The 14,655-nt window shown below is 64.3% G+C and carries 15 protein-coding genes; 12 read left to right on the top strand and 3 right to left on the bottom strand.

What is annotated here, in order from left to right; all coding sequences use genetic code 11:
• Positions 1–150: 150 nt before the first annotated feature.
• From EYW45_RS13350 to EYW45_RS13300, 11 genes are all read left to right on the top strand, one after another.
• Positions 151–936, top strand: a complete 786-nt coding sequence (locus EYW45_RS13350) for an SDR family oxidoreductase (RefSeq protein ID WP_161135885.1) — start codon at positions 151–153, stop codon at positions 934–936.
• Positions 937–947: 11 nt separating this feature from the next.
• Positions 948–2,081, top strand: coding sequence for a pyridoxal phosphate-dependent aminotransferase (locus tag EYW45_RS13345; protein ID WP_161135884.1), 1,134 nt, complete (start codon positions 948–950; stop codon positions 2,079–2,081).
• Between the two features lie 9 nt (positions 2,082–2,090).
• Complete coding sequence (locus tag EYW45_RS13340; protein WP_161135883.1) at positions 2,091–2,972, top strand: alpha/beta fold hydrolase; 882 nt, start codon at positions 2,091–2,093, stop codon at positions 2,970–2,972.
• A complete protein-coding gene (locus tag EYW45_RS13335) occupies positions 2,969–4,225 on the top strand; it encodes a M20 family metallo-hydrolase (protein ID WP_161135882.1) in 1,257 nt (418 codons plus the stop codon). Before EYW45_RS13340 ends, EYW45_RS13335 begins: the two co-directional genes overlap by 4 nt.
• Positions 4,222–5,169: an ABC transporter ATP-binding protein gene (locus tag EYW45_RS13330; protein ID WP_235939027.1), complete on the top strand. Its 948-nt coding sequence runs from the start codon at positions 4,222–4,224 to the stop codon at positions 5,167–5,169. Before EYW45_RS13335 ends, EYW45_RS13330 begins: the two co-directional genes overlap by 4 nt.
• On the top strand, positions 5,169–5,948 hold the full coding sequence (locus tag EYW45_RS13325) for a class II aldolase/adducin family protein (RefSeq protein ID WP_161135881.1): 780 nt from the start codon (positions 5,169–5,171) through the stop codon (positions 5,946–5,948). Before EYW45_RS13330 ends, EYW45_RS13325 begins: the two co-directional genes overlap by 1 nt.
• Before the next feature lie 3 nt (positions 5,949–5,951).
• Complete coding sequence (locus EYW45_RS13320) at positions 5,952–6,833, top strand: TauD/TfdA dioxygenase family protein (RefSeq protein WP_235939026.1); 882 nt, start codon at positions 5,952–5,954, stop codon at positions 6,831–6,833.
• 76 nt (positions 6,834–6,909) lie between these two features.
• Entirely contained in the window at positions 6,910–7,932 is a 1,023-nt protein-coding gene (locus tag EYW45_RS13315) for an ABC transporter substrate-binding protein (RefSeq protein ID WP_161135880.1), read from the top strand.
• Positions 7,929–8,708, top strand: a complete 780-nt coding sequence (locus EYW45_RS13310) for an ABC transporter permease (protein ID WP_161135879.1) — start codon at positions 7,929–7,931, stop codon at positions 8,706–8,708. Before EYW45_RS13315 ends, EYW45_RS13310 begins: the two co-directional genes overlap by 4 nt.
• The gene (locus tag EYW45_RS13305; protein WP_161135878.1) at positions 8,705–9,463 is read left to right on the top strand and encodes an ABC transporter permease; all 759 of its coding nucleotides are present in this window, start codon (positions 8,705–8,707) and stop codon (positions 9,461–9,463) included. The genes EYW45_RS13310 and EYW45_RS13305 overlap by 4 nt, the downstream gene beginning before the upstream one ends.
• Positions 9,447–10,406 (top strand): cupin domain-containing protein, encoded by a 960-nt coding sequence (locus tag EYW45_RS13300; RefSeq protein WP_161135877.1) that lies wholly within the window; start codon positions 9,447–9,449, stop codon positions 10,404–10,406. The genes EYW45_RS13305 and EYW45_RS13300 overlap by 17 nt, the downstream gene beginning before the upstream one ends.
• A gap of 64 nt (positions 10,407–10,470) precedes the next feature.
• On the opposite strand, the gene EYW45_RS13295 is transcribed toward EYW45_RS13300, so the two are convergent.
• From EYW45_RS13295 to EYW45_RS13285, 3 genes are all read right to left on the bottom strand, one after another.
• Positions 10,471–11,706, bottom strand: coding sequence for a CaiB/BaiF CoA transferase family protein (locus tag EYW45_RS13295; RefSeq protein WP_161135876.1), 1,236 nt, complete (start codon positions 11,704–11,706; stop codon positions 10,471–10,473).
• Positions 11,703–12,572, bottom strand: coding sequence for an HpcH/HpaI aldolase/citrate lyase family protein (locus tag EYW45_RS13290; RefSeq protein ID WP_161135875.1), 870 nt, complete (start codon positions 12,570–12,572; stop codon positions 11,703–11,705). The genes EYW45_RS13295 and EYW45_RS13290 overlap by 4 nt, the downstream gene beginning before the upstream one ends.
• Positions 12,573–12,644: 72 nt before the next feature.
• On the bottom strand, positions 12,645–13,637 hold the full coding sequence (locus EYW45_RS13285; RefSeq protein ID WP_161135874.1) for a tripartite tricarboxylate transporter substrate-binding protein: 993 nt from the start codon (positions 13,635–13,637) through the stop codon (positions 12,645–12,647).
• Positions 13,638–13,772: 135 nt separating this feature from the next.
• On the opposite strand from EYW45_RS13285, the gene EYW45_RS13280 reads away from it, so the two are divergent.
• Complete coding sequence (locus EYW45_RS13280) at positions 13,773–14,648, top strand: LysR family transcriptional regulator (protein WP_161135873.1); 876 nt, start codon at positions 13,773–13,775, stop codon at positions 14,646–14,648.
• The last annotated feature ends 7 nt before the right edge of the window (positions 14,649–14,655 follow it).

Below are 14,655 nucleotides of genomic sequence, written 5' to 3'. Positions count from 1 at the left end.
GTAAAAAGTTGGCATGCATGTTGCTTGTTGTGAATCACCGCAAAATCGCCGATGGCGTCGCGGATTCTTCGAACACGGCAAGCGTGATGGCCTGGTTGAATACATTACCGGCCACATTGCATGCATTTAAGCCAAGGATGCGATAGGTAGATGGAACTCGGTCTGAAAGGTAAGTCGGCGCTGATCACAGGCGCATCCAAGGGCATCGGTCTGGCCACGGCGCACAGCTTTGCGCGCGAAGGTATTTCGACGTTGTATCTGGCGGCGCGTTCGGTCGACGGCCTGGCCGCGGCGAAGGAAGCCCTGTCATCGCAATATGGCACCACCGTGCACGTGCATGCAATGGATCTGTCGGTCACGGAAAACGTGTTGCGCCTTGCTGAAGAGTGCGCCGAGGCCGACATCCTGGTCAACAACGCCGCCGACTCGTCCGCCGGACCGCTGGATCAGATATCGGATCAGGTCTGGCGCGACAGCCTCGATCTCAAGATCTTCTCCTACGTCACGCTCACGCGCGAGATGTACGCGCACATGAAGAAACGCGGCAGCGGCGTCATCGTCAACGACATCGGCAACTCGGGCGAGAACTGGGATGCCAACTACATCGTCGGCACCACCGGCAACGCCGCGATGATGGCGTTTACGCGCGGCGTGGGCGGACGCAGTCTCGATGACGGCATCCGCGTGGTCGGCGTCAATCCCGGCCCGGTCGCCACCGACCGCATGGTGAAGTTGATGAAGCGCCGCGCGCTCGATTGGTACGGCGACGAAGGCCGGTGGGAAGAACTGTTCGACAAATACCCCGCCAAGCGACCCGCGAGCGCCGAGGAAGTCGCCGACCTGATGGTGTATCTCGCATCCGATCGCGCCGGCTACATCACCGGCACCATCGTCACCATCGACGGCGGCATTGCTTCGCGCCGCTCCATCATCTGAGCGGAGACCCCATGCGCCGCTTCGAAGCCCGTAACGCGTATTTCGATACGCTGTGCAATACACCCGGCCTGATGTGGTTGGGTCAGAACACCAATCACTTCGACCCGCATCCGGCGGTCATCGAAGCGGTGATCGACGCGCTCAAGCGCGGCGACTATCACGCCTATGCGCCACCGGCAGGCTTCGAGCGGTTGCGCCAGCTGATCATCGAGGATGCCGGCGTGCCCGGCGCAAGCGCCTTCGTCACCGACGGCGCCGTGGAAGGCCTCTACAACGTCTGCCGCACGATCTGCAAGCCCGACACCGATTTCGTCACCACCGATCCCAGTTGGGCGTGGCCGATGCACTTCGCGCGCCAGGCTGGCGCCACCGTGATCGAGCTGCCGATCTACGACGCCGCCCAAGGCTACAAACTCACCGCGGAACAATTGAAAGCGGCGATCACGCCGCGCACCCGCGTGATCTATCTGGTCGATCCCAACAACCCCCTGGGCACCTGCCACACCGCCGACGAGATCGAAGCCATCGCCGCGATCGCGCGCGAAGCCGATGCCTATCTGATCCACGACTCGACCTACTCGCAGTTCGCCGACCACTTCACACCGGCGTACAACTTCTATCCCGAGAAGACGATCATGACCGTCAGCTTCTCGAAGTGGCTGGGGCTGGCCGGAATGCGACTGGGCGCCATCATTGCCAATCCGGACATCATCGAAATGCTGGCGGCGGCACCTCCCAACAACCTCGGCAGCAATGTGCTGTCGCAGCGTGCGGCCATTGCCGGCCTCGAAACCAAAGCCGAATGGTTTCCAGAGATCCAGCGCCGTCAGCGCCGCAATCAGGCGGCCGTGGCCAAGGCCGCCGCCGGAGTGCCGGGCTTGCATCTGCCGGTGTATCCGTCGCAGGCCAACCTGCTCATCATGGAAACGGTCGATGCCGGCATCACGCCCGAAGCGTTGGTCGCGGCGTACCAGACCGAGGGCATCATGATCCGCCAGGGCACGTATCACACACAACGCTTCGGCCACCGCTTCGTGAAAATCAGCCTCACGGTGCCCGAAGCCTGGGCCGACCGGTTCTGCGAACTGCTGCCCGCCATGGTGGAACGCGCGCGCACGATGCCCGCGCCGGCTGCCCTGTTCTAAGGAAACACGATGCCTACGATCACCACGCGCGACGGCGTTGCGCTGCATTACGAAGAAGCCGGATCGGGGACGCCGATTCTGTTCGTGCACGAGTTCGGCGGCGACTGGCGCAGCTGGGAGCCGCAGATGCGGTACTTCACGCGCCGATATCGCTGCATCACCTACAGCGCGCGCGGCTACCTGCCCTCGCAGGTGCCGGAACGCGTCGATGCGTACTCTCAGGTCAATGCCGTCAACGACATGATCGATGTGCTGAATGGACTGAACATCGACCGCGCCCACATCGTCGGCCTGTCGATGGGCGGCTTCGCCACCCTGCACTTCGGGTTGCATCATCCCGACCGGGCGCGTTCGCTGGTCGTGGCGGGTGCCGGGTACGGTGCGGAAAAAGCCTTCGAAGCGTACTTCCGCGATGTGTCGCTGGCCGTGGCCGATCAATTCGAAAACAAAGGCGCGCCTGCCTTCGCACCCACCTATGCCACCGCGGCATCGCGCATCGTGTTCCAGGTCAAGGATCCACGCGGCTGGCAGGAGTTCGCTACGCAATTGGGCGAGCATTCGTCGATCGGCTCGGCGATGACGATGCGCGGTGTGCAAGCGCGCCGGCCGTCGATCTACGATCTCGAAGACGAGCTCAAGCGCATGACCGTGCCGACACTGATCGTAGTGGGCGATGAAGACGATCATTGCTTGCAGCCGGGCATTTTCCTGAAAAAGACGGTGCCCGCGAGCGGCCTGCTGGTGCTCCCCAAGACCGGCCACACGCTCAACATCGAGGAGCCGGCGCTGTTCAATCAATTCGTATCCGACTTCCTCGCTACCGTCGAGCAAGATAAATGGGGTGCACGCGATCCGCGCTCGGCGCCCACCGAAATCATGAAGACCTCATGACGAACCGCGCATCGGACTTCGTCAACGCCGAACGGCTCAACGATCGACTGGCAGAGATGGCCCGCCTGGGCGCCACTGCGGCCGGCGGCGTCGACCGCCCGGCCTTGTCGCCCGCCGACGGCGACGCGCAGCGGCTGATGGCCGCATGGGGCGCGCCGCTGGGGTTGACGCCGTCGCGCGATCCGGCCGGCAATTTCTTTCTGCGATGGGCGGGCCTGCACGCCGATGCCGCGCCCGTGATGTCGGGCTCGCATCTGGACAGCCAACCTACCGGCGGCAAGTACGACGGCGTATACGGTGTGGTTGCGGCGCTCGAAGCCGTGCAAGCCCTGATCGATGCCGGCCGCCAACCCGACATGCCGGTCGACATCGTGGCGTGGATGAATGAAGAAGGCTCGCGCTTCGCCCCCGGCATGCTCGGCTCGGCCGCGTTTGCCGGCGCCCGCAGCCTGGAAGACACGCTGGCGGTCACCGACGCCGAGGGCGCGACGGTGGCCGACGCACTGGCGGCGCTGGCACCCGGCCTTGTCACGATGCCCACGCGCGCGCTGGGTGGCGCCGTGCACGCCTACATCGAAGCGCACATCGAACAGGGACCTGTGCTGGAACGCGAAGGCCTTCAGGTTGGCGTGGTCACCGGGATTCAGGGCAAGCACACCTATCGCGTCACGGTGCATGGCGAGGCGGCGCATGCCGGCACGTCCACCCGCGCCGAACGCAAGGATGCCCTGCTGGCTGCCACGGCCATGGTGCAGGCATTGGCCGCCGAGATCCACGATGCGCAGGATTGCGTGAAGTTCACGGTGGGCCGCTTCGATGTGACGCCCAGCGCCCCGTCGGTGGTCGCCAGCCGCGTGGTGTTCTCGATCGACCTGCGCCACCCGGATACCGAAACGCTGCGGACGCTCTCGGATCGGATCGAACCCATCTGTACGGCGCATCGGGGCCCCTGCGCGGTCGAGGTCGTGCGCCTGTCGGCCGCCGATTCGCTCACGTTCCCGCACGCTTTGCGCGAACACATCGATCGCGCCGCCACGGCACTTGCCATTCCCCATCGCGACTTGCCGTCGGCCGCCGGTCATGACGCCCGCTATCTGCATGCGACCTGCCCCACCGCCATGATTTTCGTGCCGTCCCGTGACGGCATCACGCACAACGAGGCGGAATACACCGCGCCCGCCGATCTTTACGCCGGCGCCCGCGTATTGACCGACGTCCTCGATCGTCTGATCACCTCTGCGAAGACCCCATGACCGCTCATCGACTTTCCGGTATGTTTCCCGGCGTGCCCGCCACTGCGCCAGCCGCTGCCGCGCTGAACGCCCCGGCCGGCGTTGCCCCCCTGGCGGCATCGGTGTCAGCACCGGCATCGACTGCAGCCGGCACCACCGCGGCGCGCTCGCGCAGCAGCAGCCTCCTCGCCCTGACCAACATCTCAAAAACCTTCGGCGCCGTGCAGGCCCTGAACGGCTTGAGTGTGGACATCGCCCCTGGCGAATTCGTCACCGTGGTCGGCCCCAGCGGCTGCGGCAAGAGCACGTTGTTCAACATCGTGGCCGGCCTGGAAGAACCCGACGACGGCGGCAGCCTGCAGTTTCTGGGCAAGCCCTGCCGCGCGCGCGATCTGCTGGGGCAGGTGTCGTTCATGCCGCAACGCGATCTGTTGCTGCCCTGGCGTACCGTGATCGACAACGCCATCCTGGCCGTGGAGATGGAGGGCGCACGCAAAAGCGACGCGCGCCGCGAAGCACTGGCCATGCTGCCGGAGTTCGGCCTGGCCGGCTTCGAGCAGCAGTATCCGCATCAACTTTCGGGCGGCATGCGCCAGCGCGTAGCGCTGATGCGCACGTTCATGTTCAAGCGCGACCTGATGCTGCTGGATGAACCGTTCGGCGCGCTGGATGCGCTTACGCGCAGCATGATGCAGCGCTGGCTGCTGGACGTCTGGCAAAAGCACCGCCGCACGATTCTGTTCATCACGCACGACGTGGACGAAGCCCTGTTTCTCGGCGATCGCGTGCTCGTGATGACCGCGCGGCCGGGGCGCGTGAAGCTGGAGCTGCCCGTCACACTCAGCCGCCCGCGTAACGCCGATATCGTCACGTCGCCCGAATTCATCGCGCAGAAACGCATCCTGCTCGAAGCCATCGAGGAGGAAAGCATGAAGTCGTTCACCGCCCAAACCGGGAGCCACTGATGAGCGCCCAACCCGATCTGCGCCCGCACGTTGCGCCTGAAGAATGGGCGGCACGCGTGGCCCTCGCGGCCTGCTACCGGCTCGTGGCCCGCCTGGGGCTCGACGACCTGATCTACAACCACATCTCGATGCGCGTGCCCGGCACGACGAACGAGTTTCTGATCAATCCGTACGGCTTGCTGTTCGAGGAGATCACGGCCTCATCGCTTGTGCGGATCGATCTCGCCGGCAACGTGCTCAGCCCCACATCGCACACGGTAAACGTTGCCGGCTTCGTGATCCATGGCGCCATTCACCAGGCACGGCACGATGCCGTTTGCGTGCTGCATACCCACTCGGATGCCAGCATTGCCGTATCCGCGCAAGCGCAAGGGCTGTTGCCGCTCTCGCAGTTCGCCATGCGTTTCTATCAGCGCCAGGCGTTTCACGACTATGAAGGCGTGGCCATCGATCTCGACGAGCAGCAGCGTCTGGTGCACGACCTCGGCGAACACTACGTCATGGTGATGCGCAATCACGGCGTGCTCACGCTGGGCCGCACGCCCGGCGAGGCCTTCATGCTGCTGTATTACTTCGAGCGCGCCGCACGCATCCAGCTCAGCATGCAGGCCGCCACAGCCGGTGGCGCCGGCCCCATCCTCGCCCCCACGCCCGAAGTGTGCGAGAAAGCCGCACGCCAGTTCTGGGAAAACAAGGGCGACATCCTGATCGCCGGCGAGCGCGAATGGCCCGCCTTCATCCGTCAACTCGATCGCGACGATCCGTCTTACAGGAGCTGAATCATGTCCATGTCACAACGTATGAGCACGGCCACCCCCGCCCCATTTGCCTCGCGCCCGCTGCACCCCGGTTTCGGCATCGAAGTCACCGATCTCGATTTGTCGAATCCGGATAGCGATGCCGTGGTCGATGCGCTGGTGAGCGCACTGGACACGCACTCGCTGATCCTGGTGCGCGGCCAAACGCTGAGCAACGCCCGCCATGTGGATATCAGCCGCCGCTTCGGCGACCTGCTCACCCACGTGCTCAAGCAGTTCCTCACCACCGGCCTGCCCGAAATCTATGTGCTCTCCAACGTCAGCGAACAGGGCAAACCGATCGGCAACCACAAGGAAGGGTGGAACTGGCATTCAGACCTGTCGTATGTGGCCGAGCCCAGCATGGGGTCGCTGCTGTATTCGGTGGAAGTCCCGCCGGAAGGCGCCGACACCCTGTTCGCGAGCATGCATCTCGCCTGGGAATCATTGCCGCCCGCCACGCAAACCCGGATCCGCAACATGACGGCCACGCATTCGTACGAAGGCTATTACAGCCGCGCCTTCGCCGATCGCGCGCCGCTCACCGATGAGCAAAAGGCGCGCACGCCCGACGTCGTCCATCCCGTCGTGCGTACGCACCCGACCACCGGCCGCCTGTCGCTGTATGTGGGTCAGGACATCGTCAAGCAGATCGACGGCTTGCCCGCCGAGGAAAGCACGTCCCTGCTGGCCGCCCTCAACGCACACGCCATTTCTGACGCGTTCACGTACCGCCACAAATGGCAGCAGGGCGATCTCATCATCTGGGACAACCGCTGCACCATGCATTGCGCCACGCCGTATGACGACAACCGGTACCGCCGCGTCATGCATCGCACCACGGTCGCGGGAACGCGTCCGTTCTGATTGCCGCTTTCAAGTCGCTGCGCGACCGCGCATCACGACGCCAGTTGCTTTGCCCACACAACACAGGGGAAACATCATGACCATTCGACGTTTGCTTACCTTACTGGCCTGCACCGCCACGCTGGCGGTCGCGCAATTGACGCCTGCGGCAGCCGCCGATGCCAAAGCGCAGGTGAAAGCCTCCTTGCGCCTGAAGTGGTTGCCGCAAACGCAGTTCGCGGGGTTCTATTACGCGCTTGAAAAGGGCTACTACAAACAGGAAGGCATCGATCTCACGATCAATCCGGGCGGCCCGAATCTGTTGACCGAGAACCTGGTTGCCACCGGCGCAGACACCTTCGGCCTCTCCGGCGGCTCGGATAGCGTGATGGCCGCCATCGACAAGGGCATGCCGATCGTGTCCGTCGGCGTGGCACACCAGATCACGCCGTTCGTGTTCGTCACCCGCAAAGACGGCCCCGTCAAAACGCTGAAGGACTTCGAAGGCAAGAAGGTCACGACCTGGTTTACCGGCGCCAATTACGTGCTCTTCGGCATGCTCGGCAACGAAGGCATCGACCGCGCGAAAGTCGACATCCAGCCGCAGCAGGTGAGCGTGACGCCGTTCGTCAACGGCGACATCGACGTGGTCACCGCCACCTGGTACAACGAACTGAACACGATCAAGGGCCGCATGAAGGCCGACGATCTGAAGTACTTCGTGGCCGAAGACTACGGCATCACGTTTCCGCGCGACACCCTGATCGTCTCGCGCGATACCGCCGCCAAGCAACCGCAGCTCGTCGAGGGCTTTCTGCGCGCCTCGATTCGCGGCTGGCGCGATGCGATGGCCAATCCCAAGGAAGCCGTCGATATCGTCATGAAAACCTCGCCCACGCTCGATCGTGCGCACCAGGAAGCCATGCTCACCGAGGCATATCGTTTGATGACCTCGGGCAAGGCGAAAACCGAAGGGCTTTTCACCATCGATCCGGTTGCGTTGCAGAAGGCTGAGGAATTCCTGCTCAAGAACAATGTGCTGACCAAGAAGGTCGACGTGTCGGTCGCATTCGACGATCGTTTCCTGAAAGCCATTCCGATGCAGGATCGTCTGCCATGAGCGCCGCGGCCGCAGCCTTGCGTCCCGCCGCGATGTCGGTGCTGCGCGGCGCGGCCGCGCTGCTCGTCGTGGCGGCGTTGTGGGAGGGCCTGGTCATCGCGACCGGTGTCAGGCCCTACTACCTGCCCCGCCTGAGCGTCATCCTGCAATCGATCGCGCAAGTGCCCGACGCCTACATTGCCGGATTCTTGCGCACCGCCTCCGAAACGCTGTTGGGCTTCAGCGTGGGCGCAGTCGTCGGCGTGTTCAACGGCGTCGTCTTCTCGCAATCCCGCCGTCTGCGCGAGATCATCTTTCCGCTTTTCGTGATCTCCCAGACGATCCCGGTCATTGCCTTCGGCGCCGTGGTCGTGCTGTGGTTCGGCAACACCATTCTCGCCAAAGCCGTGATCGCGTTCTACCTCACGTTCTTTCCCGTTACGGTCAATACGCTCAACGGCATCGAATCGGTCGACCCGCGGCAGGTCGATCTGCTGCGCAGCTTCGGCGCGTCGCGCTTCAAACTCATGCGCCAGTTGCTGCTGCCGGCCGCGCTGCCGCAGATCTTCGTCGCATTGCGGCTGGCCTGCACCCTGAGTCTCTTGGGTGCCATTGCCGGTGAGTGGTTCGGCGACACCGTGGGCCTGGGCGTGCTGTTGCTGCAGGCCATGTACAACGAACAGGTGGTAGCGCTGTGGGCCGCCATTCTGGTGGCCGGTTTGCTCGGCACCACGTTCTATGGCCTGGTGGCCCTGGCGGAAAGGAAATTCGTCTTCTGGAAGGCTGAGCAAACATGAGCGCACGTTCTCACGCCTCACGGCGCACTCTCGTCAACGGCGCCATCGGCGTCGTGGGCGTCATCATCTTGTGGGAAGCGGCCGCCCGATTGCTGGATTTGCCGGTGTATGTGCTGCCCAGCGTCAGCCGCATTCTTGCCGCCATTGTCGCGCAGCACCAACTGCTGTGGAATGCAGCGCTCATGACGATGTGGGAGGCGATTGCAGGCTTCTTCGCCGGGAGCGCGGTGGGCATCGTTCTGGCCATCGCGCTCACGATGATGCCGCGCGCACGCCGCGTATTGCTGCCCATGGCAACGGCGCTGAACTCGGTGCCAGTGGTCGCCTACGCCCCGCTGATTCTGCTGTGGTTCGGCATCGGGCCCACGTCCAAGATCGTGATGGTGGCGATTGCCGTCGGTTTCACGGTCTTTCTGCATGCGTTATCGGGGCTGGATCGGGTCGACCGCCGCGCGGTCGATCTGATGCGCAGCTTCGGTGCCAGCCCCGCCGCCATCATCTGGCGACTGCGGGTACCGGCCGCCATTCCGCTCACCGCTGCGGGCATGCGCGTGTCTACCGTGCGCGCCATGATCGTGGCCATCGTGACCGAGATGCTGGGCGCCACCGGCGGCCTGGGCTGGACGATCTTCCAGGCCGTGCTGCAGATCGACTTCGTCCAAGTGTGGGCTGCCATCTTCGTTGCCTCCGCCATTAGCCTGGTGTTCTTCGGCGGCGTCAATATGCTGGAAAAACGTTATGTCTTCTGGAAATAGTCTTACCGCGGCCAAACCCTCGATGGCCGCCATGGGCGTGCAAACGGTGGCACAACCCGCTACCGACGCGCAAGCGCGGGCCCGCTACTTCAACTCGGCCAACGCCTTCAACGTCAAGCTGCCGGCTGTTCCTGCACGCCTCTTCGATACCCCCGCACGCGCCGCCATGGCCTCCGATAGCCCCACCGGTCTGTACGACTGCGATCAATCTTCGGCCCTGGGCTGTGCAATGCCGGCCACCACGCCGCTCATGCTCGCCCGCTATGCCCGGATCAACGCCGGCGACACCTTATCCGTCGATCTGCGGGCCAGCGGCGCGCTCTGGTATGTGATCGCCGGAGCGGGCACGGTGACGGTGGGCGAGGAAACATTGGCCTGGGCGCCGGGCGATGTACTGGCACTGCCGGGTGGCGCGTTAACCTGGCGCGCCGGCGGCGAGGCAGCCGTGTTGTGGAGCGTGAGCGACGAACCGCTGCTCGCACAATTCGGGCTGCAAGCGCATCCGGCACTGGCCACTACCCTGCAACCCGTGCATTGCCCAGGTGCCGATATCGCTGCGCAACTTCTTAAAATTCATGCCACCGAACCCGATCCCGGCACGTCCGGCATGGCGTTGGTGTTTTCCAGCGATACGCTGATCGCGTCGCGCAACATCCATCCCACGCTCACGCTATCGCTCAACACCTTGCCGCCGCAATGCCTGCAGTCGTCGCACCGCCACAATGCCGCAGCGCTCACGTTGGTGGTGTCGGGCGAGAAATGCTTTTCGACGGTGGATGGTCAGGCACACGACTGGACCCCTTGGGCCACGCTCGTCACGCCGGCCGGCGCGCCCCACTCGCATCACAACGCCGGCCCCGCTCGCGCCGATTTCCTGATCGTGCAAGACGGCGGTCTGCACTATCACACCCGCACGATGGACTTCACGTTTTTAGGGGCGTGAGGCGACGCGCTGCGTGCCTACGCCCTCACCCACGGCTTGATGCCATAAGCCCACCGCTTCCAACCTACAGCACCACACCCCGCGCCCTGAGCGCCGCGATCTGCTCGGCCGACAGTCCACACTCCGCCAACACCGCATCCGTATCCTGCCCGAACACCGGCGCAGCATACGGCGCCGAGCCCGGCGTGCGGCCGTAGCGGATCGGCTCGGCAAAACCACGATAACGGCCCACCACGGGGTGGTCGTACTCGGCCACCATGCCTTCGGCCAGCACCTGCGGAAAATCGAACATATCCTCCACGGTACGCGCCGCGGCGCACGGCACCGCTTCGCCAAACAGCTGCTCCCACTCGAGCGCCGATCGCGCAGCCAACGCCGCATGCAACTGCGGCACGATCTCGGCATGATGCTGCGCACGCTTGCGCACCGAGTCGTAACGCGAATCGGTGGCCAACGCCTGCAAGCCCGTGCGTTCGCACAGCGCCGCCCAGAAATGCGGCGTATTGGCCGAAATGTACAGATAACCCTCGCGCGTGGGATGGATGCCGGTGATCCCGCCTGAGCGCATGTCGCGACCCACTTCACGCGGTTCGGCGTCCGCCCAGATCAACCGCGCCGACTGCAGGGCCAACGCACTGCGCATCAGCGAGATGCCCACATACTGGCCTTCGCCACTCTTTTCGCGTTCATACAGCGCCGAGGCGACGCCGCTGGCCAATAGCGCCGAGGCGTAATAGTCCACGATCGAGCCGTACAGGATCTCGGGCGCGCCACCGGCCTTGCCCTGCATCGCGCACATGCCCGTCATCGTCTGCAGCACCTGGTCGTAGCCGGCTTTGTCTTTGAGCGGCCCGGTATCGCCATAGCCACTGACGGCGCAATACACCAGACGCGGATTGATCTCGCGCAACTGCTCGTAGCCAATGCCCAGGCGCGGCGGCACCGTCGGCCGAAAATTATGCACCAGCACGTCGGCCGTGCGCACGAGATCCTTCAGGATGTCCAATGCATCGGGCTGCTTGAGATCGAGCGCGATGCCGCGCTTGCTGCGGTTCACGCCCAGAAACGCGCGGCTTTCGGTATCGAGCGTCGACGGATACTTGCGCAGGTTATCGCCCACCGGTGGCTCGATCTTGACGATCTCTGCGCCCTGGTCGGCAAGCAGCGTGCATCCATAGGGGCCGGCGATATAAGCGCTCAGATCGAGCACGCGAATGCCGCTCAACGGACCCGTGCGGGACGCCGTGCGGGGGTCTGCCGCACTGGCGGCGGTCTGTGGGGATAGGACGGTGTCGTTCATGCCACCAGCCCCAACTGACGTGCCGTCGCCACAATGCGTTCGGCGCGGCGCACGAACGGGCCATCGATCATCTTGCCGTCCACCACATAGGCGCCACGGCCTTCGGCATCGGCTTCGCGCGCGGCGGCCACCACTTTGACGGCATGCGCGATCTCGTCGTCGGTGGGCCGAAACGCCTCGTTGGCCAACGCGACCTGACTCGGATGAATGCAGCTCTTGCCCAGGAATCCCAGGCGTCGCGCCTGCGCGGCTTCGGCGCGGAAGCCCTCGACGTCCGCGATATTCGCAAAGGCCGAATCGTAGGCAAAGACGCCTCCCTCACCCGCCGCCATGCGAATCTGAAACATCGCCTGATCGATGGCGGCAATGGCGCGGCGATCGATGCCCAACGGCTCGAACAAGTCGCCCAGGCCCAACTGCAATCCGGCAACGCGCTCGTGCGCGCAAGCCAGGCTGGCCGCAGCGCGAAAGGCGCGGGGCGATTCGATATTGAGCAGCAGCTTGACCGGCACCGTAGCGCCATTGGCGCGTTCGGCCGCCTCGACGGCCTGCGCCGCCTGCAACACATCCTCCGGCGTTTCGACCTTGGGCACGTTGATCAGATGCACGCCCGGCTGCGTGACCGCCGCCACATCGGCCGCAAAGTGCGGCGTATCCAACGCATTCACGCGCACGATGACGGTCTTGCCATGCGCCACCTGTGCGGCATCAGACAGCAGGAACGCGCGCAGCGTGGCGCGCGCCTCGTCCTTGCGCGGCTCGGTGACCGAATCTTCGAGATCGAACGACAGGCCGTCGGCAACACTGGCCAGGGCCTTGGGAAAAAGCTCCGGGCGCGAGCCGGGCACGAATAGTTTGCTTCGCATCGGGTGTCCTTTGGTTCGGCGGCGGGGCGATCCGCAGGCACGGCACGCCCCGATCGCTCCTTCACGCCTGGGTTATTCGGCGACGATGTTGCGCTCTTGCGCGACCTGCTTCCATTTTGCAGCATCGGAGGCTACCAGTTGCTCGAACTGGGCCACCGAGAGCGCCGCAGGCGTGGCACTTTCCTGCGCGAACATTTCTTTCATCTTCTCTTCACTGACGATCGAGCGGACCTCGGCATTCACACGCTCGACGAGCGGGGCAGGCACGCCAGCAGGCGCCAGCACGCCCCACCACAACTCAACCGAGTAGCCGGGCTGCACTTCGGCAATGGTGGGAATATCGGGATAGAACGGCGAACGTTGCGGTGACGTCACGGCCAGCACGCGCAAGCGATTGCCCTTGAGCATCGACGAGATCGACGCAAAGCTGCCGATCACGAAGTCAACCCGGCCGCCGGCCAGATCGTTCAAGGCTTGCGACATGCCCTTGTAGGGCACATGTGTATAGGTCGACTTTTCGCCCCCCGCCAGAATTTCCGCCGCCATCTGATTGACCGAACCCAGACCGGCCGAACCGTAGTTGAGCTTGCCTTTCTCCTTGCGGCCGTCGGCAAGCAAGGTTTTGACATCGGTGTAGGTGCTGTCCTTGCCCACCACCAGCGCCATCGGGCTCGTGGCCAGCATCGCGATCGCGTCAAAGCTGTCGTTGACGTTGTACTTGAGCGCCGGCTGCACGGCGGCATTGGTGGTAAAGGTCGAGGACGACAGCATCAGCACCGAGCCATCCTTGGGCGCACGCGCGACGAACTCCGCACCGATGGCGCCGCCTGCACCCGGACGGTTTTCGATGATGATGGTGTTGCCCAGCTTGGCCGACAACCGCTCGGCCAGCACGCGCGCTAAGACGTCGTTGCTGCCGCCCGGCGGGAAGGGAACTACGATCGTCATCGCTTGCGGGATCGTCACTTTGGCAGGTGCCGTATCGGCCGCCTGGGCTACCCCGGCGCACGCACCGGCGATCGCGACAACTGTGGCGGCGCGCAACCATGCAAAGGTTTTATTCATCGTCTGTCTCCGTGTCCCGGGTCCGATGCGGGTAGGCAATGCGGCGCGGGAGATGTCGTTATGGTGCAGTGATGCTAGTGCACCGCGCCGATGATATAAAGCGAGGTTATGTGTAGTCTTTGATGAGAAAACCTCATGAAGCTGGAAGCCTTCGGAACATTGAATGCCGTGCTGCGCTGCGGGAGCTTCGCGGCAGCGGCAACGGAGATGAATCTGAGCCCGAGTGCCGTCAGCCTGCAGATGAAGCACATGGAGGCCTACTTCGGCCAACCGCTCTTCGATCGTTCATCACTCTCTGCGCGACCCACGGCGTTCGCCCGCGAAGTGAACGATGCCGTGCAGGAAACGCTGCAGCGCCTGGATGGCTTGCGGCGCCGCCATTCGCCGGCGTTGGCCGGGCGCGTGCGGCTGGGTACGATCGAACCGCTGCAGGTGAGTCTGATGCCGGCGTTGCTGCGCTGCGTTGCCGCACGCTATCCGCAACTTGACGTCCGGCCGGTGCGAGGACGCGTGAGCGAACTCGTGGATCAACTCAATCGCGGCGAGATCGATGCCGCGATCATCACGCAACCTGAGACCGGCGGCTCGCGCCGGCTCTCGTGGACCCCGCTGGCGAAGGAAAAACTCATTGGCATCGCCCCGCTGGCCGCGCGCACAGGTACCCTGGCAGAGTGCTTTGCCGCCTATGAATGGATCCGGTTCGACCGCAGTACCGTAGGCGGGCGGATTGCCGCACGTTATGTGGCCAAACACGCCCCCGAGGCGCGCTCCCGCATTGACGTGCAGTCGCTGGCAGCCTTGACGGCCATGGTGTCCGAAGGACTGGGGGTTTCGGTGCTGCCGGACCCCGGCCCCGGCGTATTGCAGGTGCATCCGGTGCGCGTCTTGCCTTTGGGCAAACACGGCCCATCACGACAGATCGCCTTTGCCTGCCGGCTGGCGGATCAGGACAATCGCCTGGTGCAGGCGCTGCTGGATGGCGCCCGTAGCGCATACGCCGAGCGGGTGTAAGCGATAC

Source organism: Schauerella aestuarii, assembly GCF_009866805.1.
Lineage (GTDB): Bacteria > Pseudomonadota > Gammaproteobacteria > Burkholderiales > Burkholderiaceae_B > Schauerella > Schauerella aestuarii.
Note: the sequence above shows the minus strand (reverse complement) of the source record. Positions and strands in the feature narration are given on the sequence as shown.

Excerpts from the sequence above, each read along its gene's own strand:
- EYW45_RS13350 (WP_161135885.1), top strand. The coding sequence starts at position 151 with ATGGAACTCGGTCTGAAAGGTAAGTCGGCGCTGATCACAGGCGCATCC.
- EYW45_RS13345 (WP_161135884.1), top strand. The coding sequence starts at position 948 with ATGCGCCGCTTCGAAGCCCGTAACGCGTATTTCGATACGCTGTGCAAT.
- EYW45_RS13340 (WP_161135883.1), top strand. The coding sequence starts at position 2,091 with ATGCCTACGATCACCACGCGCGACGGCGTTGCGCTGCATTACGAAGAA.
- EYW45_RS13335 (WP_161135882.1), top strand. The coding sequence starts at position 2,969 with ATGACGAACCGCGCATCGGACTTCGTCAACGCCGAACGGCTCAACGAT.
- EYW45_RS13330 (WP_235939027.1), top strand. The coding sequence starts at position 4,222 with ATGACCGCTCATCGACTTTCCGGTATGTTTCCCGGCGTGCCCGCCACT.
- EYW45_RS13325 (WP_161135881.1), top strand. The coding sequence starts at position 5,169 with ATGAGCGCCCAACCCGATCTGCGCCCGCACGTTGCGCCTGAAGAATGG.
- EYW45_RS13320 (WP_235939026.1), top strand. The coding sequence starts at position 5,952 with ATGTCCATGTCACAACGTATGAGCACGGCCACCCCCGCCCCATTTGCC.
- EYW45_RS13315 (WP_161135880.1), top strand. The coding sequence starts at position 6,910 with ATGACCATTCGACGTTTGCTTACCTTACTGGCCTGCACCGCCACGCTG.
- EYW45_RS13310 (WP_161135879.1), top strand. The coding sequence starts at position 7,929 with ATGAGCGCCGCGGCCGCAGCCTTGCGTCCCGCCGCGATGTCGGTGCTG.
- EYW45_RS13305 (WP_161135878.1), top strand. The coding sequence starts at position 8,705 with ATGAGCGCACGTTCTCACGCCTCACGGCGCACTCTCGTCAACGGCGCC.
- EYW45_RS13300 (WP_161135877.1), top strand. The coding sequence starts at position 9,447 with ATGTCTTCTGGAAATAGTCTTACCGCGGCCAAACCCTCGATGGCCGCC.
- EYW45_RS13295 (WP_161135876.1), bottom strand. The coding sequence starts at position 11,706 with ATGAACGACACCGTCCTATCCCCACAGACCGCCGCCAGTGCGGCAGAC.
- EYW45_RS13290 (WP_161135875.1), bottom strand. The coding sequence starts at position 12,572 with ATGCGAAGCAAACTATTCGTGCCCGGCTCGCGCCCGGAGCTTTTTCCC.
- EYW45_RS13285 (WP_161135874.1), bottom strand. The coding sequence starts at position 13,637 with ATGAATAAAACCTTTGCATGGTTGCGCGCCGCCACAGTTGTCGCGATC.
- EYW45_RS13280 (WP_161135873.1), top strand. The coding sequence starts at position 13,773 with ATGAAGCTGGAAGCCTTCGGAACATTGAATGCCGTGCTGCGCTGCGGG.